Source organism: Psychrobacter sp. 72-O-c, from assembly GCF_904846605.1.
Taxonomy (GTDB): Bacteria; Pseudomonadota; Gammaproteobacteria; order Pseudomonadales; family Moraxellaceae; genus Psychrobacter.
In genome coordinates this window covers 37,004-61,668 of record NZ_CAJHBI010000022.1, presented here as the reverse complement: position 1 = coordinate 61,668, position 24,665 = coordinate 37,004, and the positions used below count along the sequence as shown (strand labels likewise).

The window sequence follows — 24,665 nt, the reverse complement described above, 5'->3', positions numbered from 1 at the left end:
AGCAGAACGAGTTGTCTAATCGCTGTTATGAGAGCTATGAGTCTATTGTTGATGCGGCTTGCTGTGCTTGGAATAAGTTGCTTGAGCAGCCAGAGAGGGTTCGCTCCTTGACTACTCGAACTTGGGCACAACTTTAATTATTGGGATTGGTATAAGCTAGCTCTAATGTGCCAAAACGTGCTAAAAACAAGTCAAAAAACCATTAATCTTAATGAACGGCCATAAAAAAGAGGCCTTAATATAAGACCTCCTTTATTGTTAAAACGAATTTCTATTACTCGTTTTCAAATAGCTTTTTCAATACACACTATCTCATCAGTAGCTCATTAACACGTTTTAGATAAGCGGCTGGGTCTTCGAGCTGGCCACCGTCTGCCAATAACGCTTGATCAAAGATTACTTGTGCTAAGTCGTTGAAATCGGCACTACTTTCAAGCTTTTGAATCAAGGGATGCTCAGGGTTAATTTCAAGCGTGGGCTTACTTTCTGGTACTTCCTGACCCATTTGCTTGAGCATCTGAATCATCTGTGGTGACAACTCACCTTCACCAACCACGAGGCAGGCAGGACTATCTACTAATCGCGTTGAGACTTTAACGTCTTTGGCGCGTTCGCCCAATGCCGCTTTTAATTTATCAACCACTGGTTTAAGTGTTTGTTCCGCCTTTTCAGCTTCGGCCTTTTCAGCGTCATCTTGCAAGTCGCCTAAGTCAACCGCACCCTTTGCAATGTTCTGAAACGGTGTTCCATCAAACTCAGTTAAGAAGTTCATCGCCCATTCATCGACACGGCCGGTCATAAAGATAACTTCGATACCTTTTTTCTTAAATAGCTCCAACTGTGGGCTATTTTTGGCAGCAACAAGGTTATCAGCAGTCAGATAATAGATAGATTTTTGACCCTCTTTCATCCGTGCTTTATAGTCTTCAAAGCTGGTCTCTAGACCAGTTTGAGTACTGGTTGCATAGCGTAATAACTTGGCAATACGTTCTTGATTGCCGGTATCTTCGCCAACCCCTTCTTTAATGACATCGCCAAATTCAGCATAGAACTGGGCGAATTTTTCTTGCTTGACGCTGTCTTCGCTGTTAGCAAGGCTTGCCAGTAACGTCAGGATACGACGGGCGTTACCTTCACGAATCGACTTCACATCACGCGACTCTTGTAAAATTTCGCGGCTGACATTGAGTGGCAAATCTGCTGAATCGATAATCCCTTTAACAAAACGCAGGTACATCGGCAGCAATTGCTCAGCGTCGTCCATGATAAAAACACGCTTAATATAAAGCTTTAAGCCATGCTGCTGCTCACGGGTATATAAATCGACCGGTGCTGTTTTAGGAATATACAGCATCTGAGTATATTGTACGCGACCTTCAACCCGGTTATGCGTCCAAGCCAGCGGCTCATCCGTGTCATAAGCGATGTTTTTATAAAAGTCGATATACTCTTCATCACCAATCTCAGAAGCTGAGCGCGTCCATAAGGCGCTGGCCTTATTGATGGTTTCCCACTCATCAGTGAGTACCATCTCACCACCAGCTGGCGTATTTTCATCAGCTCCATCGTCTTCATTTTCTTTTACATCTTCTTGCCAAATTTCTTTGCGCATTTGAATGGGCAAGCTGATATGGTCTGAGTACTTATTAACCAAACTCTTAATTCTGCTGCGATCTAAGTAGCTGTCTTCGCCTTCTCTGTATTCTTCTTTGAGATGCAAGGTGATAGTTGTGCCGCGCGTGGCTTTATTGATAGTTTCAATGGTAAAGACGCCTGTGCCATCAGATACCCAACGCACGCCATTGTCTGCTGCATCGCCCGCTTTGCGTGATTCAACGCTTATGGTATCAGAGACGATAAAGCCTGAATAAAAACCCACACCAAACTGACCAATCAGCTGACCGTCTTGTTTTTGTGATTCAGATAACTTATCCAAAAAGGCTTTGGTGCCTGATTTGGCAATGGTTCCTAAATTCTCAATGGCGTCGGCTTCATTCATACCAATACCGTTATCGATAAAGGTAATAGTTTTGGCAGCTTCATCGACGGCAATACGAATACGCAACTCGCCGTCATCTTCATACAGAGTGTCATCATTGGTGGCTTCAAAACGCAATTTATCACAGGCGTCCGAAGCGTTTGAGACTAACTCACGCACAAAAATATCGGCATTAGAATAAAGCGAATGGGTCACCAAATGTAATAGTTGGGCCACTTCCGCTTCAAATGTATGTTTTTTTAATTCTGGGTTCATACCATTAACTGGGGTCGACTCACTCATAAAAAATCCTTTAAATTTTATATAAAATTTATTATTAAGTAGCAATATTTAAGCTAAATCTGTTTTTATTCAGTTCAAAATAAAAGAGATACGTTCATAGCAGTGTGCTACTGCTATAAACATAACGCTTAAGGTTAAATACCGCCACACTGGTTATACAAATAGGGGCGCTGAAAAAAAATTCAAGCGCCCCTAGTGTTTTAAATGTTTTTTAAGTAGTCTTTCTTATCATTATTACCTTATCTACCCGCCATTTATTATTGATAATAATAGAATTAACGCGGCATCGGACGGATAGTAAGAATTTGTTCACTACGTCCAAAGGGTCCATGCACATCATGCAATACGGCACTGGTCACGCCTATACCATCAGTACCGTACTGTTGTACCGCTTCAATGCCCAACCAGCGACCTTGTGGCGAGCGATGCATATGGATTTGTAAGTCCGTATTAGGGAACATCCAGCCAGCCTCTGCCAATCCTAGCCCTAGCCTTGGCACCACACCATTGGCGGTATCAACCATGCCTAAAAGATGCACTAAATCATCCGTTGGCTCGCCAGCTACCATCTCGACGTCGGTGGTTATCCATACCATACCTTTGCCAGGACGACGGTCTGCCTCAGCGACCAACCGCACACTTTTGATAAAACCGCCCGGCCAGCCCTTCATGTCTTCCCAAACAGGCAACTCTTCAGGCTGATGCGCTGCTGTACTATCTTCAAGCCCTGCAATGGCGCTAGTGTCCTGAGTTAATAGCCGCCACGCACGTGCAATAATACAATCGCGACCCCGACTGCTCATTACCGATTCAATCAACTCAATAGTCTTCCCAGGGCGGATGCAGCGTGTGGTGATGGTAAAGTCATCAAGCGGTATAAGTCCTAAGATATCAAGACTAATACGAGCAATACGCATGTTATCTTGCGGTGCAAACTGGCTCAGCTCACAGGTAAGAACCCCAGTCGCCGGAGCCATGTGCTGTTCGTGCTCGTTCCACGCTCCTTGTGCATGCTCAGTAGGCTGATAATGCGCCACACAGACACCATCTGCTTGCTGTTCGCGTTCTATACATTGATAATAAGCTGACATCGTTATCCTTAATTTTTTTATTCATAGTTTTTGGCATCACCCTTCTTTTTTATGGGAAGTTATGTGATGGATAGACTACTTAAGGTTTGGCTTGCTTCTATGTTTGATTAGTAAGCTCTTGTTTTCTTGATTTCTTGATTTCTTGATTTAAGAAGTTTACGACTCTTAATAATAAAGAATAGTAAAAAAATCATAATTGCGACTAATGCAGCATAGAAAAGACTTTTTTCTCTGATAAAATGTATGGTATTTACACCAAGCAGAAATACAACTACTGCAATAACAAACATATTTATCTTCAGCTGCTTGTTGGTCTCATCAACATTAGCCTCTGCCAATACAAATCTTGCCTTTGATTTTTTCATTGTATCTTCTTTTTGAGGGTTAATTTTGAGGTTCGCTCACCATTTTTCCAACTTCGGTGACTGGAATACGTAAGGCCTTAGGCAAACTAAAAGTAACATTTTCCTCAATTCCTGCTAGCTCGTTGGGCAACTGACCACCCCAATCTTGTAGTTGCTGTAGCACTTCTTGAATCAGTACTTCAGGGGCTGAGGCGCCAGCGGTGACACCAACACTCTGCACGCCATCGAACCAACGGTGGTTCATTTCACTGGCGTTATCAATCAGATAAGCTTGACAGTTCATACGCTCAGCCAGCTCGCGCAGACGGTTAGAATTTGATGAGTTTGGAGAACCAACGACTAGAACTACTTCGCAGCGGCCTGCTAAGTCTTTGACCGCATCTTGGCGGTTTTGAGTGGCATAACAGATGTCGTCTTTACGCGGACCTTGGATGCTGGGAAACTTCTCCCGCAGCGCATCAATGACACGGGCAGTATCATCCATGGATAAAGTAGTTTGAGTCACAAACGCTAAGCGTTCCCCATCTTGCACTGTAAGATCAGAAACATCGGCTTCGTCTTCGACCAAATGGATTTGTCCACCATGACGCCGACTAAAGCGCCCCATCGTGCCCTCAACTTCAGGATGACCTGCATGACCAATCAGCACCGCATCCATGCCATCATGGGCGAATTTCGCCACTTCCATATGTACTTTAGTAACCAAAGGACAGGTGGCGTCAAACACAGTAAGATCGCGGCGTGTGGCTTCATCTTCAACCGCTTTTGAGACCCCGTGTGCGGAGAAGATGACAATCGAGCCATCAGGCACTTCATCAAGCTCCTCGACGAACACAGCCCCGCGATTGGCTAAGTCTGAGACCACAAACTTATTGTGTACGACTTCATGACGAACATAGATGGGTGGCTCAAAACGTGTTAAAGCTTGATTGACTATCGCAATCGCGCGATCCACACCAGCACAAAATCCGCGGGGATTGGCAAGATAAATTTGCATAAGGCGGCCTATCATTGGATAATTTAGATTAAAAAGGAATACCCTACTTTAACATAATTTGCTTTTATTGCCCTTAAAATAGCGGTTACTACTTTTTAAAAAGCTACTACTTCAGTCTTACAAAGGCATGAAAGCGTGGGCATTGTTAGTTATTCGTTATTTCTAACCTTCTAAGTGATGGCATTTTCTTTTTTTACCAGCTATTTTTTGACGAGCGACTTTTTGACGATCAGTTTCTAAGCTGTTTTTTATTCTTTAAATTCGTCTATTTTCATCTTTATACAGTCAATTTATAATAATATCTTTACAAGGAAACCAAGCGCAAGCGATACATTATTATGCTTAGCGAGGTTGACGCCGTAACGGTTTTATTATGGGCAGACTACAACATCATCAGGACATACTGTATGACAGGTTCATTGTTTATTATTACCGCCGCCTCAGGCACAGGCAAGACTTCACTGGTGAAGCAGTTACTTGCTACTACCAATGATCTGACAGTGAGTGTCTCACACACCACCCGCACCCCTCGCCCCGGTGAGATTGACGGTCATGATTATCATTTTACCGAAGTAGAAGCTTTTGTTACCGCTATCGGTGAGTCTAAATTTTTGGAGCACGCCGAAGTTTTTGGTAATTACTATGGTACCTCAGAACAGAGCGTACGCGCACAGTTAGACGCGGGTGTGGATGTGATTTTGGAGATTGATTGGCAAGGCGCCTTACAAGTCAAAAAGATATTCACTGAGGCCACCATGATTTTTATCCTGCCGCCCAGTATTTCAACCTTACGTCAACGCCTATCTACCCGCGATCAAGACAGTGTAGAGGTGATAGAACGGCGTCTTGCTGGTGCAGTCACGGAGATGGCGCAATACGTCCACTTTGATTTTGTTATTATTAATGACAGTTTTGAGGTCGCGCTGACTGAATTAAAAGCTATTATTGTTGCAAATAGACAGACCTTAAAGCGCCAACAGCAACGCTATCACCGTACCATTACCACTTTACTTAATAATAAATTAAATGATTAAGTGGAAAATATAGAACTGAACTTAGTCCTCATCTTATTCAGGTAGATCAGGTATAAAAATCAACTGCGCAGCTAGACAAAAAATGCTATAATGGCTGGTTATTTACCCTTATACATTTTTATATTATTAATATACTTTTTATTAAGTTGCGGTCAATATTCGCCACTGATAAAAACAACCGAGGTAGCTATCTATGGCACGAGTGACGATTGAAGATTGTTTGGATAATGTTGATAATCGCTTTGAGCTGGTTTTGGTCGCCAGTAAACGCGCCCGTCAGTTGGCCAAAGGTCTCGCTGAGCCGTTGGTTGAAGTCGATAACGACAAGCCTACGGTATTGGCGCTACGCGAGATTGCCGCTGGCAAAATAACCCGCGAGATTCTAAATCAGCCAGAGCATAACTTTGCTACCAGCTCAATGGATTTAGCCTTGTCAGGTGATCACGGCTTTTAAGGTATAAAGCTACTTTTAGCTTGTGAGAACACAGCTCAGATAAAATATTTAAGACAAAGCCACAGTGTAATGCTGTGGTTTTTGCTGTTTATAGCAATAACTCCTTAATTTTAACAAACCTTCACACTAAAAATCATGCCATTCTAGGCAACTATTTTTAATTTTTGCACAATCTGTTTGCTTAACAGTTGACATTGAGTTCAATTTGCGATTAATTAGAGGGTGGTTTACTGACTATTTTTTATCTTGAGTTAAGATTGATTCAGCCCTCATTTAACCCAACAACCATCATATCTTGGTTAGATACGTAATAATTGTTTAAATAACTACTCAAATAACTATAAATCAAAGATCAATAACTATCAGATAAGCAATAAGCAGATAGGTAACGAAAAATAGGATAGCCACTCTATGAGCCAAACCTTGCCCAAACTCAGTCACCATATGGTTGATGACGCTCAATATAACTTGCTACGCTCGGTAGGCTATCTAAATGCTGCCGAACGCCGTGATATTATTGATGCCTGTAAGTTTGGGGATATTGCGCACATCAAAGACAAGCGCAAGTCAGGGGAGCCTTATATCACCCACCCGATTGCAGTCGCTGAAATATTAGCCGGCTTTCGCTTAGATCGGGATACCATCATTGCGGCGATTTTACACGATACGGTTGAGGATACTGAGGTTAGCGATGATCAGCTTGAGCAGCGTTATGGTCAGGTGGTTGCCAAGCTAGTCGATGGCGTTACTAAATTAAAATCCTCTAATCATAATAAACAACAAAACAAAGCAGCCACCTTTCATAAAATCCTGACCGCCACGCTTGCTGATCCGCGTGTATTGATTATTAAGCTTGCTGATCGCTTGCATAACATGTCCACGCTTGATGCCGTACGCCCTGAAAAACAGCGCGCTACTGCTCAAGAGACGCTAGATTTTTACGTGCCGTTTGCGCGTCTAATGGGTCTCAACGATATTGCTGATTATATTGAGGTGCTGTGTTACCGTAACCTTGATTCTGAAATGTATAACAAACTGTCTGATAAGCTGCTGCAACATGGGCTTGGACGCAATTTTCAAAGAGAGGCCATCCATCGTTATCTAACTATTGTATTGAATAATTTAGAGCTTGGCGGACACGTTAAAGTGTTAGACAATCAAGTGGCTATTTATCGACAGTTTTTCCGTAATCGTGGTGAGATTAGCGCGTTGCTACGCCATTACTCCTTTGAGATTGTGCTCGATAATATTGAGGCCTGCGACAAGCTGGCTTACTATCTGATTAAAAAATATCAGATTGATGACGCTCATATTGGAGACAATATCCGCCGTCCCCTGCCAGGTGGCAATCAGTCGCTCACTCTCATCTATGAGCGTGATAATGACTTTGTTAAAGTGACGATTTTGACCACAAAAATGCAACAAGCCGCTCGTCTTGGGGTGATTGGCGCAGAGCATGCCTCCGATGTCAGCCAATCCGTTATTCAAGCTTCGTTACGCAATATGAAAGACTTAGTCGATGAAGATAACTTAGACAAAAATAGTCCTGATTTTACGGCAGCGGTCTCTACTATCAACGAGCTGATGGATTATCTACATTCCAGTAAGATCCTCTGTTATAGCCCACAAGGCCGCGCTTATGAGCTGCCGCAAGGCGCCACCGCGCTAGACTTTGCCTATGCCGTTGGACCTATGGTCGGTAATGTGGCCATCGGGGCGAACGTCGATGGCAAACATGCTAAGCTTGGCACCGTGGTCACAAACGGACAGCTGATCGAGATTGAAGTAGATAGTAACTCTGAGCCTAAAGCTGAATGGCTAGGCTTTGTGGTCACCAATAAGGCTCGTGAACAGATTCTACGCTGGTTTAAAGACTTATCCGCAGCCGATAAGCAGCGTCATGGCAAACAAGCATTAGATCGCGCTTTAAAACCTTATCATAAAAGTCTCGATGACTTAACGGACAATGACTGGCTTCAATTAATTGAATGGCGTGGTTTGATCGAAAAAGACGCGTTATTTGAGCAAATCAGCTCTGGTACCTTGCTGCCACAATTGGTGGTATCGCGCTTGTTTAGTGATGAGGTGACCAATCTTCATACTCAAAAAAATGGTAATGAGATGGCACAGCCACAGCAATTAGTTGCGAATGCGGCAGGGGTTGAGCTTGACTTTGCTAATTGCTGCCATCCTATCTATGGGGATCCTATCGTTGGCCATCTGTCACGTCATGGCTTAGTTGTTCATCGCCACAAGTGTTTTTCGCTCGACGATATTCGTAAAGACAATCCCTATCAGATTATACAGCTACGCTGGCGTAATGATAAAGCGATACAACAAAGCGCGACCGGTGATTACGGCGGAAAAATTCGTTTCCCAGCTTACCTAAAACTTTCTATAGCACTCAGTGATGAACAAATTAGTGAAGTCATTTATAATCTACGCCAACTGAATATGGGCGTTGAAACTGTCGATGTGCGTAGTAGTGATACTATCATCCATATTATCGTCCGTAGTCGCAATCACTTAGCACAAGGTATTCGTGAGTTGCGCTCGCTGTTAGGTTTTCCTAATATCATACGGCTATATCAGCTTTAAGCTACTATGGTTTAAAGCATTACACGTTTATAAAAACAACGAAAAACTTAATCATAAAACAATGATTTCTCTTGCTAAATATTTAGCATATTACAGTACCAAAAACATAATAAGGATACATTATGACCCGTGAGACCATCCAAACTGATAACGCACCCGCTGCTGTTGGCACCTATTCACAAGCGGTAAAAGTAGGCAATACCGTATATATTTCAGGACAGCTGGGTTTTGACCCTGAGACCATGGAACTACGAGATGGCTTTGAGGCGCAAGCCAAGCAAGTATTTGCTAATATCAAAGCTATTTGTGAAGCAGCAGGCGGTACTCTGAATGACGTGGTTAAATTTAACGTCTCGTTAACCGATCTAAATGACTTTGCTACTCTTAATGAGCTGTTTGCCGCCAACTTGAGTGAGCCTTATCCTGCACGCGCTGCGGTACAAGTTGCTGCCTTACCTAAAGGCGGTGTGGTCGAAATTGAGTCTATTTTATATCTTGAATAGCTTTAATAAAGTATTATCGTCAAGTCTATAATTGTTCAATGTAAAACTATTTAATGTAAAAACATTTGATATAAAACTATTAAGCCCAAATTGTTCTAGTTTAACGACAGACATTTGGGCTTAATTTTATTATCCCTATGAGTTTTCTGATATAAGGCTGCGAGCGCGGATGATGTTGGTACAAGTGGCTCTACCTGTCCCCCTTTATCGGGTGTTTGACTATAGTGTACCGGTAGATAGCATTAGCGTGCCTAAGCCTGTATTACCTCAGATTGGCAGCCGCGTAGAAGTTTCATTCGGTCGGCAGACCTTAATCGGTATTGTCATTGCCCATATTGCTCAAACTGACAGCACTGTGCCCAGCGCTAAACTCAAACCAATTAATCACTGTTTAGATGACGACCCTATCTTAGATGAGCGCATGCTAGCGTTGGCTTATTGGCTAGCACGTTACTATCATTATCCGCTTGGTGATGTATTAGCTGTTATGTTACCAAGCTTAGTACGCCAAGGTAAACCACTTGATTTACTCATCACTCATTGGCGCATTTTGCCACATATCAGTGATGATGATTTTCGTGCTAACGCCAACAAGCAAAAACAACAGTTCGATATGCTTAAATTGCATGGCGAGCGCGGCGCAAGTGAAGATGTCCTGTTACTAGAAGGTATGCAGCGGGCGTTTTTAAAGACGCTGGAAGAAAAAGGCTTAATTGAGCGTTATATTGAGCCTAAAACTGCGCCTACTGCGGTGAAATTAGCCAAAATGCCGCTCGATATGAATACAGAGCAACAGCAAGCCGTTGAAGCCATTGTTGCTGCGCATAATGCTAATAAATATAGCGGATTTTTATTAAACGGGATCACCGGTAGCGGCAAGACTGAAGTGTATTTACAAGCCATGCAAACGGTATTAGAAGCTGGCAAGCAGGTGCTAATCTTAGTACCAGAGATTGGTCTAACCCCGCAAACGCGGGCGCGATTTGCCAGTCGCTTTGCCGCGCAAATTGTGTTATTGCACTCAGGAATGACCAATACCTACCGGATGCAAGGCTGGCAAGATTGCCGTACGGGTCATGCGCAAATTATCATCGGTACGCGCTCAGCGGTACTCTACCCTTTTGCAAATCTAGGGCTGATTATCGTTGATGAAGCCCATGATGCTTCCTATAAACAGCAAGACACTTTACGTTATCATGCCGCTGATATTGCACTATACCGCGGACTACAAGATAATATTCCAGTGGTACTCGGTACAGCAACCCCTACTCTTGAACACTTAAAGCTGGTCGATGATGGCAAGCTGGTTGAATGTCTACTGAGCACCCGTCCTGGCAATGCCAAGCCCGCCACTATGCAACTTATCGATGCGCGTATGCAGAGCACCCATCAGCAAGTACAAGACGATGGCGCACGCTACGATACGGGGCTGACAGATAAACTGATTGGTGCTATTCGGCAAACGTTAGAGGCCGGCGATCAAGTGTTGATATTTTTAAACCGACGCGGCTATGCCCCTGTCTTATTATGCGGTGCTTGTGGTTGGCAAGCCGACTGCCCGCGCTGTGATGCCCATTTAACCGTACATTATAGTAGTCAAAATCAACAACGCTCTTATTCAAACAACTATCTCAAATGCCATCATTGCGACTGGCAAGCTTATATTCCTACTGCTTGTCCCGATTGCGGCAGCCAAAATATAGATGCTAAGGGCATGGGAACGACACGGTTAAGCGAAAACTTACAGGCTATCTTTGCCAATCCACAAACCAGCAAAGACCTCTACCCTATTATCCAGATTGACCGCGATACTACACGGCGAAAAGACAGCTGGGAGAAGATTTATCAACGCATTAATCAAGGCACGCCAGCGATACTGGTCGGCACGCAAATGGTCGCAAAAGGCCATCACTTTCCCAATGTGACATTGGTCTGCTTACCCAATGCCGATCGTGGCTTTTTATCGGCAGATTTTCGTTCACCTGAACATACCGCGCAACTGATGATTCAAGTTGCTGGGCGAGCCGGACGTGGTGACAAGTCAGGGCGCGTGCTTATTCAAACACTACAGCCTGACAACCCGCTGCTACTAAAACTGGTCAAAGATGGCTATTTGCCATTTGCTCGCGAGTTGCTACAAGAACGCAAAATGATGGGACTACCTCCTTACAGTCATGCCGCCTTGATTCGCTGTGAAGGCAAAACCCTGGTCGCAACCACGCAAGCTCTTAACGATGCTATTGCAGGCTTACCGAAACCCCATAATTTGGCAGTACTCGGTCCTATTGATGCGCCGATGAGTAAAAAGAACAGTCGCTATCATTCGCAGCTATTATTATTAGCAAAAGATCGCAAGCAGTTGCATCGTATTTTAAATCAATGGTGGCAGCCGGTACTTGCTATGCCAAGCGCCAAATATCTTAAGCTAACCTTAGATATCGACCCTGTTGGTTGGTAATATAGCCAAATACATATAAATAAAATCCATCGTCAGACTTAATTACTGTATTTGCTGTACTGTATTCGCTCGTTTTTCTCCTGTTCTACTCATCTGGTTTCGACTCGATACTAGCACTCAGTAGTCAAATTAGGCCGTGTCAAATTTTTATTTATCCCCGCTATTTTTACCTCTCCGTAACAGCTTCCAAGCCTCAAATATGCTAAATTCTTTGTGTCTTTCTACTTATATTTGTCTAGCTGTGAATAGCATTAGATCATGGCGTTCGCCCATAGCATCAAACCCTGCCATGGCACGCTATTCTGTATAGCCCAGCTATCTATATTTCTGAGTATTTGATTTAACTTTTTATAATTTCGAATGTTGAGTATTGTTATGAGTCCAAAAAACCCTAGTCCTAAAAAAAATAACGATCTTAACAGTAATAGTACGGCCAAAAACAGTACCGCCAAACACGCATCAGCTGCTGCTGATACCTCTGAGCATTTCAGTCAAGGTAGCACCTCAGTAAATAATACTGGCCCGCAAGATACCAAAGGCTATCAGCGTACCTTGCTGATTAGCTTTCTTATCATTACCGGCTATATGTTTATCGAAGCAATTGGTGGCTGGCTGACGGGTAGTTTGGCGCTATTGTCTGATGCAGGTCATATGCTCAGTGACGCCGTGGCACTTGGCGCCACTTTAATGGCTTTCAAAATTGGTGAAAAAGCCGCGACCCATCAAAAGACCTATGGCTATAAGCGCTTTGAGATCTTGGTCGCCAGCGTCAATGGTATAACCCTCATCGTGATCGCTCTGATGATTTTTTATGAAGCCATTAAGCGCTTTAATTCGCCGCCAGATGTTGCTACTCAAGGTATGCTTATTATTGCCACTGTTGGTCTACTGGTCAATATCTTGGTTGCGTGGTTGATGCATCGCAGTAGCAATGATGGAGGTGGGCACAGTCATGGCGCAGATACAGATGAGACAGCCTCTGATAGTACTGAAAAAACTGACGCTAAAAAACCCGTCAATCTAAATATGCAAAGCGCCTACTTGCACGTATTAAGTGACTTGATGGGTTCGGTTGCCGCTATTATTGCTGCCCTATTAATGATGGGCTTTGGTTGGATATGGGCGGATGCGGCCGCCTCAGTCATCGTAGCCATATTGATCTTAATCAGCGGCTACCGCGTGGTACGTGATTCGGTACATATATTAATGGAAGGCACCCCTAAAGGCATATCTTTGGTAGCGATTGAAGAAGCTTTGATTGACCATTCTCAAGTACAAAAAGTATATGATTTACATGCTTGGAGCATCACTAGTGGCTTTAATGCTCTATCTTGTCATGTGGTGGTCGATAGTGAGATGAGCATTTATGAAGCAAGTTTATTAATTGCTGAACTGGAACAGCGCTTAACAGAGTTAGGTATCAATCATGCCACTATGCAAGTTGAAAGCCTGTCGCATCAACAAGCTCAAGGCCACAGTGATGCTTTAGTTTGCAGTGTAGCGGATCGTCCAGTGAATAACGCGGGTAGTCATCATGGCCATTCTCATTAAATTTATTTAAATTAAAACGGAAAAAAACTGAAAAGACGCTATATTGATGTATCTGCTGAATTTCGGTGTTTATAGCTGTGATATTTATTATAACCATATCGAGCGCTCGAACATACAAACCAGAGCGGCGTCACTATCCAAATGAGAGCACTAATGCCTATCATAGTAAGCCTGATCCCTATATCTAGTACGCCATCCATAATATTAGGTAAATAAGCGGGACCCATGTTAGAAGCTAGAAGTAGCCAAAATCCAGAACCTAGCAGCAGTCCAGTAATAGTTAGGTTCAAAAGTGTTTTGCCTATTATGTCCAAAACGGGATGCTGCTCCTGATACTCGGATGAACTTTTTGTTTGCTTATTCACTCTATTCATAGCCCTTTTATTATAGCTCTCTTATTCATAATAGCCCTTCTGTCACTCAGAATTCTAATACTACACCACAAAAAGAAATTTATGATATTACCTACCGAAAATAACAAGACACTTTTGCTATTCTTTCATGGTCTTGATTCAAGTTGTGAGACTAGTAAATATACTTGTATAGAACGCCAGCCAAAGTACTGCCAAACAGTCAATTACCGCGAAGACTTTGAAGGCGTCTTTGGGATTTATGATGCCCTGATTCAGGAAAAGATGCATGAGTATTCTAAAGTAGTACTGGCAGGACATTCGCTCGGTGGCTGGTTTGCCAATCACTTTGCCCACAAATACGGGCTGCGAGCATTGTTGATTGCGCCCTGTATCAATCCGAGTGTCGTACTTTTTAATAGAGCCCCTATTGCAGGCGAAACGGATTTACCTTTTCCTACCAGTAATGTTGAGCTGACTAAAGTAATGATTGAGGTGGACGATGAAAGCTTAGAGGTTGCAACTGCTCGCCAGACACTGGTCAAGTTACCAGAGAGCTGGGAAGTAGAATACTTTGAGGGTGGTCATCACCGTATCGCTCGCGAGCACGAGATTTGGAATTACATTAATAGCTTGTGTAATAACCCGATATAACGACGGTAATACCATCATAAAAATTAGAGCCACAAGCAGTCTGATGTTAATATTTTAAGCCTATTTAATTTAAATGATAAATTTTAGAAGTGTACTTTTAGGAGACCTAAGAGTAATTTTCAACAAATTAACCTCACGCTGATTTATTACGTTGTGTTAGCATGTTAAAAATGGTAAAAACCTAGCTTAATAGTTATATAACCATTAAGCATACTATGCTTTTGAACGCTTTATTCACGACCACTTGATGAAACTCTACCATGTCTAGACGCTCAGCGCCATTTGTTGCCCCTAGTGATATTAACAGCCCTATAAACGGCTATATTGACGAGCCTAACTCGAAAGAGGATAAAAAACAGGCCAAAATATTGCTGTCAATGCTGCAAGAAGACATTGCCAGCTTTCGTGATCAGCAGTTTCCACCTGATATTTTACGGCAAATCCGTGATATGCCCATTTATGAAGGTAACTTAGCTGAAGTGCAAGCCTATCAGCAGCGCTGGCAAAACTTAATTGAACGCGCCATGGCCTTTTATCCTGCTGCTTATCTACCGCCTGATCACCTACCCCTGCCAGCCAGCCTTGAGATTCCCCAATTTATCTATCATGTTCAGCGTTTACATCTGACCAAAACCCGCGCTAAAGAATCTAAAAGCTTTGGCTCAGTAGGCGCACTAACGGATAAATGTGGTGACTACACCCCGCAAGAGCTTGAGCGCATGGCTGCGATATTTGATAATGACGATGAGGCGCGATTGGTAGCGCACCGTGAATTTATTGACTTACGCGCTTATGTATTCTGCCGAGACCAAAAAGGTGAAATGCTAGAACCTGAGCGCATACGCTTTTATCGTACCGGACTGATTGTCCATGCTTTGCCTGATTTCAAAATTGTCGATAGTCGGCAAACACCACGAAAACGCCGTAACGATGCTTACAGTAATCCGCTGGCGGACAACGATGTGTGGAAGATTTATCGTAAAAAATAGCCATTGCCTTAACCGCCTTTTTATTCTTGTTGTGTTGTACTGATTTTATATTACTTGTTATCGTAAATGCTGAGGATCTCATATGTTCGCTGCCGCTGCCGGCTCACCAAATTTAATGTTACAAGCTACGATCTTTTTGGGTGCAGCGCTGCTCTTTGTACCACTGGGTAAACGCTTTGGTATTGCTACGGTCCTAGGCTATCTAATCACAGGACTAATCTTAGGCCCAAGTGCGCTAGATGTGGCAGGCGATGCCGAAAGCTTGTTACACTTTTCTGAGTTTGGTGTGGTCATGCTACTGTTCATCATCGGGCTTGAGCTCCAACCTTCGCGCTTATGGGCACTGCGCCGTTCGATATTTGTACTGGGTGGCTTGCAAGTGGGTCTCACTGGCGTGCTGTTAATGGGGATTTTATATCAGTTTTTCTCCCTACATTTAGATACAGCCTTTATCGTCGGGTTCGGCTTAGCCCTCTCCTCCACCGCTTTCGTTTTGCAAATCTTGACCGAAAAGCAGCAGCTATCCAGCACGCATGGTCGCGAAGCGTTTACCATTCTGTTATTTCAAGATATCGCCGTTATTCCTCTACTAGCCGTCATTCCATTTTTATCTGGGGTGCGCGAACAAAGCTACGATTTAATTTATTTTGGCAAGGTTTTTGCAGTTTTTGCAGGCTTAATTTTTGCCAGCCGCTATGTTGTCCGGCCATTTTTTAAGTTTGTTGCCTCAAGTGGGGCAACAGAATTACTGACCGCTGTGGCATTATTTATTGTGATGGGCGTGTCTATCTTAATGGGACAGATTGGTCTGTCGATGGCATTGGGGGCATTTTTGACCGGTGTGTTACTGGCTGATTCAGAGTACCGTCATGAGTTAGAAGCCAGTATTGAACCTTTTAAAGGGTTGCTATTGGGACTGTTTTTTATGTCGGTAGGTATGCTTACCGATGTTAAACTTATTATAGCGCAGCCACTGTTTATTATAGGCTGCGCTGTGGCACTGATGTTTATCAAGTTTGCCGTAATTACTGCCATTGCCAAAGTCTCAGGCAATCGCTGGCCGACCAGTATTCGGTTGGGGGTCACTTTAGCCCAAGGTGGCGAGTTTGCATTTGTGTTGTTCAGTGTGGCCACTGCGCAAAATGTCTTGCGCCCTGAGCTGGCAAATATGCTCACGCTTATTGTGACCATTTCTATGGCGCTGACACCAGTGGCCTTTTTGTTGTTAGAAAAAGTGGGTGAGCCTTTATTTGCAAAGGGTAAGCCGAGTCCTGAATATGATACGATTCCTGATCATGAGCATCCGGTAATTATTGCTGGTTTTGGGCGGGTTGGCCAGATTATTGGCCGCGTACTACGGATGCACAATATCGAATTTACCGCTATTGAACGCTCTGCGAATCGAGTTGATTTTGTCCGTAAGTTTGGTAACCAAGTTTATTATGGCGACCCAAAAAACCCTGAAATCTTACGAGCAGCTGGTATCAGTAAAGCTCGAATCTTTATCATCGCGGTTGATGATTTAGAGCGTTCTATTACTACGGCTGAGTACCTCCGTAAAAACTATCCTGATTTGATCGTGCTGGCACGCGCCCGGGATCGTCAACATTATTATCGGCTACGTGAGGTCGGTGTTCGCCATATTTGGCGTGAGACGTATTTATCATCTTTAGACATGTCGCGTGAATCATTACAGCTATTAGGTATCTCGCCTGAAAGAGCCCATGAAACCATTCAAACGTTCCGTGACTATGACGATGACTTGATTGAGCGCCAACAAGCCATCTATGATGATGAAGCGCGAATGATTGAATCCGCACAGTCAGCAATGGCAGAGCTCGAAAGTTTATTTGATGAGGATATCGATAAAGCACGTAAGATGGATTTGAGCGATTTTTATGCGGTACTAAAAAACCAAGCAACACCGGTTGAAAACACGCCAAATGGCAGTACAAAAAACAATAATAGTCCTGACCCTGACACTGGCCCTAAAGCTTAATCGTCAACGCAATATGCAGGTGCTTGTTTTTTGTTAAGTGAGCTGGTACAGCGCCAGTTATTATCATCAATATTGTGATAAAACATCAACGTTTGATTATTAAGGTAGCGTATTGGAAACTTCACATCTTGAATGGTAGCCAATACCGCACAGTCTGTTTTAGGCGCGCCAGCTGCTTGGGTCGTAATTTGAATGCGCACCTGCTGCTCATCGATATCCAATGCCAAGTCAACAGGGCACAGCCCTGTTTGCTGATAGATTAATGCCACCTTATTTTGCGTGGTTTTGGCGATGTCATAAGTATTAAATAGCACCTCATTCTCTTTGGGCTTAGCTATAATGGGTAAAAACTGCACATAAATTACCATCAGCGCAAAAGCAAAGAACCCAAAGCCCAGTCCCAAGCCAAATAAACTGACCCCACCTTCACTTTTTAGATGGTCTTTTTGCGCCGCTTCATCGCGTGGATGATCATCAATAGCATCTGCAATTTCACGCCGCGCCATACGGTAATAATAAGCATCGGTCCAGCGCGCCACCATGAACGACCAGAACAACCAAATAACCGCTGCAATACCTATTCGCGTTACCATCTGATAAGTATCAGGAATATACGACATTGCCGCGAACTCAAAAAACACCAATACAAGGGTAATGTTCAGCTGAATAAACGACCAACCAGCAACGCTATAAACAAGCGCATCCATATAACGTTTACGATATAGCAGCCAAGGAAAGGTAATAAAAAACGCTGCCCAATGCCATTTGGGGGATAGGTATCCTTGCTTATCAAACTGCTCAAAGCGCTTGAGATAATAATCCTGCGTACGATGGCCAATAAACCATTGGTCTAACTTTTTGCGCCTAGCAGGCGTTAGCCGTTCTTGATAAAACGGTGGCGGCGAGTCCGTCTCAATAAATAACATGGCAGTAGGCTCTATTGACAATTAAAATTTTGATAAACGATTAATAATAAATAGCATTAAACGGTTATTACAGCACCTTGTTTAGACTAAATTATTTTTCATGATACTTACACATTTATGTTTAAACATTAGTATAAGCTTATGCAAAAATCAATCATAGATAACTTATGCGCCTATCGCCACATCTCTCACAAATAAAGGCTGAGAACGATAAGCAAACGAGGATTCGATGTCTAAGCTAAAACGTAACCTATTAATAGCGACCCTAGCTACTATTATCCTCTGTACTCTAGCTTTAATCGCCATTGTTATTCATGTCGGCTCAATATGACCACAGTCGTTCCAGACGCCAATAGTGCCAAAAACATAAAAGTGCCTATGAGCGATATAATCAGAGCAGGCTTAGCATTATGTGATATCAAATAATGTCATATCACATAATCAAAATGATCTCCACTCACCCTTAGACGTATATAGTGAACCCAAAACTCTAACTTAACCTTATGTTTGGTGATTGCACGTTCACACTGGTATAGATTTAACATATAATACGCTCATATTCCTCACTTTATGAAACCCTAGTAATCTTATGAGTCAACATCCTGATAGCAACGATAACGTCGATACTGCGGACGACCAAACGCTTAGCGCATCTAACCTTAATACTACAGATATGAACGTAGAGGCTGGTACTGTTGCCAGTACTGAAACTGATCCTAGTAAACATATACGCATCGTCAATACCTTTATGAAACGGCGTACGCATATGAATAAAAATGCCGAGCAAGCGCTGACCGACCCAGAATTTGCCCAGTATTTGGTTAATAATAGCTCCGGCGATGGCAATCTTGATGACATTCATGATCTACGTTTGCTGTTCGCTGATACGCCTAATGGGTGCGATGCACCGCTTACCCTAGAGATAGGTTTCGGGCTTGGTGACTCGTTTATAGAAATGGCTGCTGCTGACCCAGCACGCAACTTTGTGGGTGTCGAAGTGCATGAGCCGGGTATTGGTAAATGCGCCTATATGGCAGGCACACAAAACCTGACTAATATAAAAATAATTAACGGGGATGCCATTCAACTGCTCAAACAGCTACCAGAAAACCATATTGACCGCATCCAACTCTACTTCCCTGATCCTTGGCAAAAAAAGCGTCATTATAAACGCCGTTTTGTCAGTCCGGAGCGCATGGCAATCCTTACCCACAGCCTCAAACAAGGTGGCTGGTTCCATACCGCAACCGATTGGGAGCATTATGCCTTTTGGATGGTCGAAGTGTTAGACGACCTTTCAGGGCTGAGCAACCAAGCTGGCAGTGGCAACTTTACCCCGCGTCCTGACTTTCGTTCCATGACCAAATTTGAGCGTCGTGGCTTGGAGCGTGGTCATGGCGTTTGGGATTTAATCTATATCAAAGACTAAAGCTTATATTTTGACTCTCGATAATACTTAAACATAGCGGCCGATAGTTCAGCCGCTTTTTTGTGCCTCGTATTTTCTTAACGATTATTTTGTCGCACTTACCGGCTCATTCTTGACTGATTAGCACATACAGATCACTTGCTATTCTCAGTAAACACCACAACCATAGTAGCCAGTCGCTACCTCAACGGGTTTAGTAATATTTTTTACTAACACTAAAAAGCTGATAAGTTGTGAAACATGGCTACTGCTTCATATTTAACTAGAAAATATCCCTTTAGACAGGCGCAAATTAAGCTTGTGTGGTGCTTTAATAACTTTTCCTGTTTACGCAAACGTTGGTAATATAAGGGATGTATGAGTTCTCCCCATAAACTGTGGATAACACTGTGGATAAGTCGGGGCTTGACACGCATCTGCCTTGATAGCTTAAAGGTTAAGGTAAAATCGGTTACTTTTTATACAATAATTAATAGCAATTGAATCAATTACTTATGTCTCAAATATAAATATAATAATTTATTTTTAATTTTTTAAAAATAATTCTTAAGGATAAGGATGTTTCACAACTGGCAAATAAAGACTATTTATTTTCTGTGGACAACTCATAATCTTATTGACAAATAGTTTTAATAGCTGTTCCAAAACAGCAGAATACAAACAAACTCTTTGAGCCTTCTTCTGTTCTAACAACTAGATTGCATGCGACAATCATTGTCGCTTAGCATATGCTTACCCCTAACCTTTAGCTTGGTTTTTGCTATAATTACCTCATCTAATCAAATAGAGGCTAGCGGACAAATCTCTATTAACTCACCAAAAAACCATCGCTACACGAGATTATTCCGAACTTTATTTTACTCCTCTTATCATTTAATTTTACTGTATAGTAGAATCATCTATTCGGTATAACCTGTTAAAACACTTATGCCACAACCTACCTCATAACTTTTTAATGACTGTTTTTACCTTATACTTTAAAGTCAAAACAGTCGAAGATAATTACCCTTTAATAAGTACTATTTAATAAGCTTTATTCAATACGAAGGTTATTATAGATTTATATTTGCAAATGACTCATTGATAACAAGGACTCCATTATGGACGACAACAAGGCCAAAGCACTCAAAGCGGCACTCGGTCAAATCGAAAAGCAGTTTGGCAAAAACACTATCATGCACCTAGGCGATGATGCGGCCGCGCTTGATGTAGATGTGGTCTCAACCGGCTCACTTGGCTTAGATATCGCGCTCGGTATTGGCGGCTTACCTAAAGGTCGTATTGTTGAGATTTATGGCCCTGAAAGCTCAGGGAAAACCACCATGACCTTACAGGCGATTGCAGAATGCCAAAAGCAAGGTGGTACCTGTGCCTTTATCGATGCCGAGCATGCGCTAGACCCTGTCTACGCTCGTGCTCTTGGGGTACAGACCGATGACCTATTGGTCTCCCAGCCTGATAATGGTGAGCAAGCGCTTGAGATTACCGACATGTTGGTACGTTCGGGCGCTATCGACATGGTTGTGATTGACTCAGTGGCGGCCTTGACCCCACGCGCCGAAATTGAGGGTGAAATGGGCGACTCGCACATGGGTCTACAAGCACGTTTGATGAGCCAAGCCCTTCGTAAAATAACGGGTAACGCCAAGCGCTCTAATTGTATGGTGGTATTTATTAACCAAATCCGTATGAAAATTGGCGTCATGTTTGGTAGCCCAGAGACCACCACTGGTGGTAATGCACTGAAGTTCTACGCTTCTATACGCATGGATATTCGCCGTATTGGTGCTATCAAAAATGGTGATGAAATCATCGGCAACCAAACCCGTGTTAAAGTCATTAAAAACAAAATGGCAGCCCCATTCCGTCAAGCAGAATTTGAAATCACTTACGGCCATGGTACCAATCATTTAGCCGAAGTCATTGATTTAGGTGTCGAAGTTGGCGCAGTGGGTAAAGCCGGCTCATGGTATAGCTATGGCGATGAAAAAATCGGCCAAGGTAAAGCCAATTCAGTGATATTTTTAAAAGAGAATCCTGAAATTGCCCAAGCAATTGAAGCTACTATTCGCGCCGAAAAACTGGGTGTGCTTAATGATAGTAAAGAACCAGAAACAGCTAAGACTAATAAGGAATTAAAAGCTGATAAAGAGTTAGAAGCAGCACCGGTACAATAACTATTTACCATCTACCCTTTATTGACTATTGATTGACTGTTATGAAGATTAAAACATTAGCCGAAATCCTAGCCGAGTCAGATTCTGACTCGGCTAGCTCGTCTGATTCTAAACAAAAACGCTCAAAGCCAAAAAAATCGGCCAAGGCTACTAACTACGCTAATAAACGCCCTACTCAATCAAACATAGAATATCTAGATTCCAAACGACATCGCTCTTCTAAAGCTACTGATGTTAATAGTATTGACGATATTAATGATTCTTCTACGTATGAGTCTTTTACTTCTCATGACTCTACTACTACCCCTTCTTCAGTTGAACCCTTTACAGTAAAAACTAAAAAACGCAAAAAACGGTTTCACCCCGCAGTTAATTTTACCCCTGACCCTATTGACGCCCCTACCTATCAATCACCTGATTCGCAAAGTATTAAAGAGATGCTGGCTGAGGTAAAACATGAGGTTAATGAAGAACAAAATCATGATAATGCCAGTGCTACAACGACATTATTAGAGTCAAATTTAGAGTCAAACTCTGCAACGTCCTCAGACAAGGAGACTGATAACCTACCCTCCGCACTGAAAGCTTACCTGCGTACTCCCGAACAACGGCAGGCAGAAGTAGATGCTGTCAAAGCCGAAAGCCGTTTGCGTTGGTTGGCATTTTATTATTTATCACGGCGTGAATATGGCAAAGCAGAGCTCAAGCAGAAGCTGCTCGATAAAGAACAAGATCCTGACAAGATTGATGCGTTACTGGAGGAATTTGAGAGTAAAGGTTATCAAAGTGACTATCGAACGACACTCATGCTGATACGTGAGAGTATTCGCAAAGGTCGGGGACGAGGTCGTATTAAGCAAGATTTTTATCATAAAAAAATAGCCATGCCCAGCAATATTGATGAGCTGATTGACATGGCCAATACAGAATCTGATGAGTTTAGCGAGTTTGTGGACGACAGCAGCGATAGCTTAGTGGAGGGTGTGGATTGGCTTAAACTGGCAGTTGCCGCTCGTATTAAAAAATACGGTGACGACATCCCTATTGAACAAAAAGACAAGGCTAAACAACTGCGCTTCTTACAATATCGCGGCTTCAATACTGATATTTGCTTTCAAGCGCTCAGTTATACATTAGATAACTTAGATGAGCGTTTTTAGCTTAAGCTTCATTACTTATTAACAACCATCAATAATAACCGAGAAACTTCCACCAAATAAGACCCGCGCCAATCCAAACCACCAGATTGACCACACTCATTACCGCGCCAATACCCCACCACTCCCCTAACGTCACATAGCCTGAGTTAAAGATAACCGGTGCTGTACCTGTCGCATAATGGGTCAGCGTCATCATAATATTACCCGCTGCCGCAAGTATCAACGCGTATAACATCGGCGGCGCACCTAAGGTTAAACCTACCGCATAAAAAGCGGCAAATAAAGCAGTAATATGTGCGGTGGTACTGGCAAAAAAGTAATGGATATATAAATAGACCAAGGTCAGAATTGCCACTGCGCCTACCCAACCGACACCAGTCATACCAATCATAGTTTCGATGTTACCTGAGAACCAGCTGATCAAGCCCAGTTTATTGAGATAAGAGGCCATCATAATCAGCGCACCGAACCAAATAATGGTATCCCATGCCGATTTTTCTTTGAGTATGTCATCCCAAGTTAGCACACCCGTTAATATCAACGTGGTCAAACCAATGAAAGCCGTCGTAGTGGCATCAACGCTAAATGCGTCGCCAAAGATAAGCGCAGGAATATTTGCCCATAATAACAACATCAGTGCAAAGACACCGAGCATGATTTTTTCTTGGGTACTGACGTGCCCCATTTCCTTCAGATTATCCTTAGCAAAATTTTTCGCATCGGGGGTAACTTTTACGTCAGGGGGATAAATCAGATAAATCACTATCGGCATCAATATTAAACACAGCATCCCTGGTATAAACATCGCTACCGCCCACGTCGTCCATGACAATTGGATGTCGCCACCAGTCGCCTTATTGACCAAGTCGACTACTAATGGGTTGGGCGCGGTAGCAGTAATAAACATGCCTGAAGTAATAGGATTGGCGTGATAGTTGACCATCGCTAAATAGCTTCCAATCTTCTTTTGCGTGCCTTCTTCTGGCGTTGAATGAAAACTTTGGGCAATGGACTTCATAATAGGGTGAATAATACCCCCGCCACGAGCAGTATTAGAAGGTGTAATAGGCGCAATCATCAGCTCTGCGGCTGTCAATGAATAAGCAACACCAATGGTCTTTTTACCAAAGATAGAGATAAAATAATAAGCAATACGGCGACCTAATCCGGTTTTTATTAAACCTCGGGAAATCATGACTGCAATACCAATCAACCAAATCAGTGGACTCGAGTAACTTGAGAGCGCATCACTGATAGCTTCTTGTGGGCTCTCATTAGTTACCCCTGTGAGCGCTACTAATGTAACCGCGATAATAGCAAGCGCGCCAATGGGCAACACTTTACCTATAATGGCAACAATGGTCGCGATAAATAAGGCTAGCATACGCCACGCGTCGGGCGTGACGCCTTCAGGTACAGGAATGATAAACCAGATAATCAAACCAACTAAGACAGCGATAGCAGCAGGGATAGGCTTAAATGGCATGAGCGACAAATCCTTATAAAATGTTTATATCATATAATTAAAATGTTCTTGAAGTAAATTGCCTTCAAAGCAAAAAAATCTTAAAGTAAAAACACTCTTAAAGTAGAAACATTTATGAAGTGATGTTAAATTAATTATATAGCCATGATATAACGATTGAATG

General features: G+C 42.9%; 18 protein-coding genes. 12 read left to right on the top strand and 6 right to left on the bottom strand.

All coding sequences use genetic code 11. From position 1 onward, the window contains the following. Nucleotides 1–307: 307 nt before the first annotated feature. From htpG to ispH, 4 genes are all read right to left on the bottom strand, one after another. On the bottom strand, nt 308–2,281 hold the full coding sequence (gene htpG, locus JMX97_RS09375) for a molecular chaperone HtpG (protein WP_201557380.1): 1,974 nt from the start codon (nt 2,279–2,281) through the stop codon (nt 308–310). A 275-nt stretch (nt 2,282–2,556) separates the two neighbouring features. Then, entirely contained in the window at nt 2,557–3,372 is an 816-nt protein-coding gene (locus JMX97_RS09370; protein WP_201557378.1) for a thioesterase family protein, read from the bottom strand. 107 nt (nt 3,373–3,479) lie between these two features. Further along, nucleotides 3,480–3,737 (bottom strand): hypothetical protein, encoded by a 258-nt coding sequence (locus tag JMX97_RS09365; protein ID WP_201557376.1) that lies wholly within the window; start codon nt 3,735–3,737, stop codon nt 3,480–3,482. Between the two features lie 19 nt (nt 3,738–3,756). Next, entirely contained in the window at nt 3,757–4,734 is a 978-nt protein-coding gene (gene ispH, locus JMX97_RS09360) for a 4-hydroxy-3-methylbut-2-enyl diphosphate reductase (RefSeq protein ID WP_201557375.1), read from the bottom strand. Between the two features lie 407 nt (nt 4,735–5,141). Here ispH and gmk point away from each other — a divergent pair, with 407 nt between their 5' ends. The 9 genes from gmk (at nt 5,142) to JMX97_RS09315 (ending at nt 17,324) form a co-directional block, all read left to right on the top strand. Beyond that, on the top strand, nt 5,142–5,768 hold the full coding sequence (gene gmk / locus JMX97_RS09355) for a guanylate kinase (protein ID WP_201557373.1): 627 nt from the start codon (nt 5,142–5,144) through the stop codon (nt 5,766–5,768). A 193-nt stretch (nt 5,769–5,961) separates the two neighbouring features. Further along, entirely contained in the window at nt 5,962–6,222 is a 261-nt protein-coding gene (gene rpoZ / locus JMX97_RS09350) for a DNA-directed RNA polymerase subunit omega (RefSeq protein WP_201557371.1), read from the top strand. 411 nt (nt 6,223–6,633) lie between these two features. Continuing rightward, entirely contained in the window at nt 6,634–8,820 is a 2,187-nt protein-coding gene (locus JMX97_RS09345; protein ID WP_201557369.1) for a RelA/SpoT family protein, read from the top strand. A gap of 122 nt (nt 8,821–8,942) precedes the next feature. Continuing rightward, nucleotides 8,943–9,323: a RidA family protein gene (locus JMX97_RS09340; RefSeq protein WP_201557367.1), complete on the top strand. Its 381-nt coding sequence runs from the start codon at nt 8,943–8,945 to the stop codon at nt 9,321–9,323. A 172-nt stretch (nt 9,324–9,495) separates the two neighbouring features. Further along, on the top strand, nt 9,496–11,781 hold the full coding sequence (locus JMX97_RS09335; protein WP_201557386.1) for a primosomal protein N': 2,286 nt from the start codon (nt 9,496–9,498) through the stop codon (nt 11,779–11,781). A gap of 375 nt (nt 11,782–12,156) precedes the next feature. Continuing rightward, on the top strand, nt 12,157–13,332 hold the full coding sequence (locus JMX97_RS09330; protein WP_201557365.1) for a cation diffusion facilitator family transporter: 1,176 nt from the start codon (nt 12,157–12,159) through the stop codon (nt 13,330–13,332). Between the two features lie 455 nt (nt 13,333–13,787). Continuing rightward, nucleotides 13,788–14,336, top strand: a complete 549-nt coding sequence (locus JMX97_RS09325) for an alpha/beta hydrolase (RefSeq protein WP_201557363.1) — start codon at nt 13,788–13,790, stop codon at nt 14,334–14,336. Between the two features lie 260 nt (nt 14,337–14,596). Continuing rightward, nucleotides 14,597–15,325, top strand: a complete 729-nt coding sequence (locus JMX97_RS09320) for a hypothetical protein (RefSeq protein WP_201557355.1) — start codon at nt 14,597–14,599, stop codon at nt 15,323–15,325. A gap of 82 nt (nt 15,326–15,407) precedes the next feature. After that, nucleotides 15,408–17,324: a monovalent cation:proton antiporter-2 (CPA2) family protein gene (locus JMX97_RS09315; RefSeq protein WP_201557353.1), complete on the top strand. Its 1,917-nt coding sequence runs from the start codon at nt 15,408–15,410 to the stop codon at nt 17,322–17,324. Here the strand turns inward: JMX97_RS09315 and JMX97_RS09310 are convergent. Then, nucleotides 17,321–18,250: a DUF2628 domain-containing protein gene (locus JMX97_RS09310; RefSeq protein ID WP_201557344.1), complete on the bottom strand. Its 930-nt coding sequence runs from the start codon at nt 18,248–18,250 to the stop codon at nt 17,321–17,323. The genes JMX97_RS09315 and JMX97_RS09310 overlap by 4 nt on opposite strands. A 673-nt stretch (nt 18,251–18,923) precedes the next feature. On the opposite strand from JMX97_RS09310, the gene trmB reads away from it, so the two are divergent. The 3 genes from trmB to JMX97_RS09295 all read left to right on the top strand — a co-directional run bounded on the left by trmB (nt 18,924) and on the right by JMX97_RS09295 (nt 23,016). Further along, a complete protein-coding gene (trmB, locus tag JMX97_RS09305) occupies nt 18,924–19,679 on the top strand; it encodes a tRNA (guanosine(46)-N7)-methyltransferase TrmB (protein WP_413786402.1) in 756 nt (251 codons plus the stop codon). Nucleotides 19,680–20,779: 1,100 nt separating this feature from the next. Next, nucleotides 20,780–21,856, top strand: a complete 1,077-nt coding sequence (gene recA, locus JMX97_RS09300) for a recombinase RecA (RefSeq protein ID WP_201557340.1) — start codon at nt 20,780–20,782, stop codon at nt 21,854–21,856. Between the two features lie 41 nt (nt 21,857–21,897). After that, complete coding sequence (locus JMX97_RS09295; RefSeq protein WP_201557338.1) at nt 21,898–23,016, top strand: regulatory protein RecX; 1,119 nt, start codon at nt 21,898–21,900, stop codon at nt 23,014–23,016. Nucleotides 23,017–23,044: 28 nt separating this feature from the next. On the opposite strand, the gene JMX97_RS09290 is transcribed toward JMX97_RS09295, so the two are convergent. Beyond that, nucleotides 23,045–24,502: an anion permease gene (locus JMX97_RS09290; protein WP_201557336.1), complete on the bottom strand. Its 1,458-nt coding sequence runs from the start codon at nt 24,500–24,502 to the stop codon at nt 23,045–23,047. Nucleotides 24,503–24,665 lie beyond the last annotated feature (163 nt).

Bases quoted from the DNA above. Each gene is read 5' to 3' on its own strand.
- JMX97_RS09325 (WP_201557363.1), top strand. From the start codon at position 13,788: ATGATATTACCTACCGAAAATAACAAGACACTTTTGCTATTCTTTCAT.
- JMX97_RS09315 (WP_201557353.1), top strand. From the start codon at position 15,408: ATGTTCGCTGCCGCTGCCGGCTCACCAAATTTAATGTTACAAGCTACG.
- JMX97_RS09330 (WP_201557365.1), top strand. From the start codon at position 12,157: ATGAGTCCAAAAAACCCTAGTCCTAAAAAAAATAACGATCTTAACAGT.
- recA (WP_201557340.1), top strand. From the start codon at position 20,780: ATGGACGACAACAAGGCCAAAGCACTCAAAGCGGCACTCGGTCAAATC.
- htpG (WP_201557380.1), bottom strand. From the start codon at position 2,281: ATGAGTGAGTCGACCCCAGTTAATGGTATGAACCCAGAATTAAAAAAA.
- JMX97_RS09335 (WP_201557386.1), top strand. From the start codon at position 9,496: ATGTTGGTACAAGTGGCTCTACCTGTCCCCCTTTATCGGGTGTTTGAC.
- JMX97_RS09340 (WP_201557367.1), top strand. From the start codon at position 8,943: ATGACCCGTGAGACCATCCAAACTGATAACGCACCCGCTGCTGTTGGC.
- rpoZ (WP_201557371.1), top strand. From the start codon at position 5,962: ATGGCACGAGTGACGATTGAAGATTGTTTGGATAATGTTGATAATCGC.
- ispH (WP_201557375.1), bottom strand. From the start codon at position 4,734: ATGCAAATTTATCTTGCCAATCCCCGCGGATTTTGTGCTGGTGTGGAT.
- JMX97_RS09290 (WP_201557336.1), bottom strand. From the start codon at position 24,502: ATGCCATTTAAGCCTATCCCTGCTGCTATCGCTGTCTTAGTTGGTTTG.
- JMX97_RS09365 (WP_201557376.1), bottom strand. From the start codon at position 3,737: ATGAAAAAATCAAAGGCAAGATTTGTATTGGCAGAGGCTAATGTTGAT.
- JMX97_RS09295 (WP_201557338.1), top strand. From the start codon at position 21,898: ATGAAGATTAAAACATTAGCCGAAATCCTAGCCGAGTCAGATTCTGAC.
- JMX97_RS09345 (WP_201557369.1), top strand. From the start codon at position 6,634: ATGAGCCAAACCTTGCCCAAACTCAGTCACCATATGGTTGATGACGCT.
- JMX97_RS09310 (WP_201557344.1), bottom strand. From the start codon at position 18,250: ATGTTATTTATTGAGACGGACTCGCCGCCACCGTTTTATCAAGAACGG.
- gmk (WP_201557373.1), top strand. From the start codon at position 5,142: ATGACAGGTTCATTGTTTATTATTACCGCCGCCTCAGGCACAGGCAAG.
- JMX97_RS09370 (WP_201557378.1), bottom strand. From the start codon at position 3,372: ATGTCAGCTTATTATCAATGTATAGAACGCGAACAGCAAGCAGATGGT.
- trmB (WP_413786402.1), top strand. From the start codon at position 18,924: ATGAACGTAGAGGCTGGTACTGTTGCCAGTACTGAAACTGATCCTAGT.
- JMX97_RS09320 (WP_201557355.1), top strand. From the start codon at position 14,597: ATGTCTAGACGCTCAGCGCCATTTGTTGCCCCTAGTGATATTAACAGC.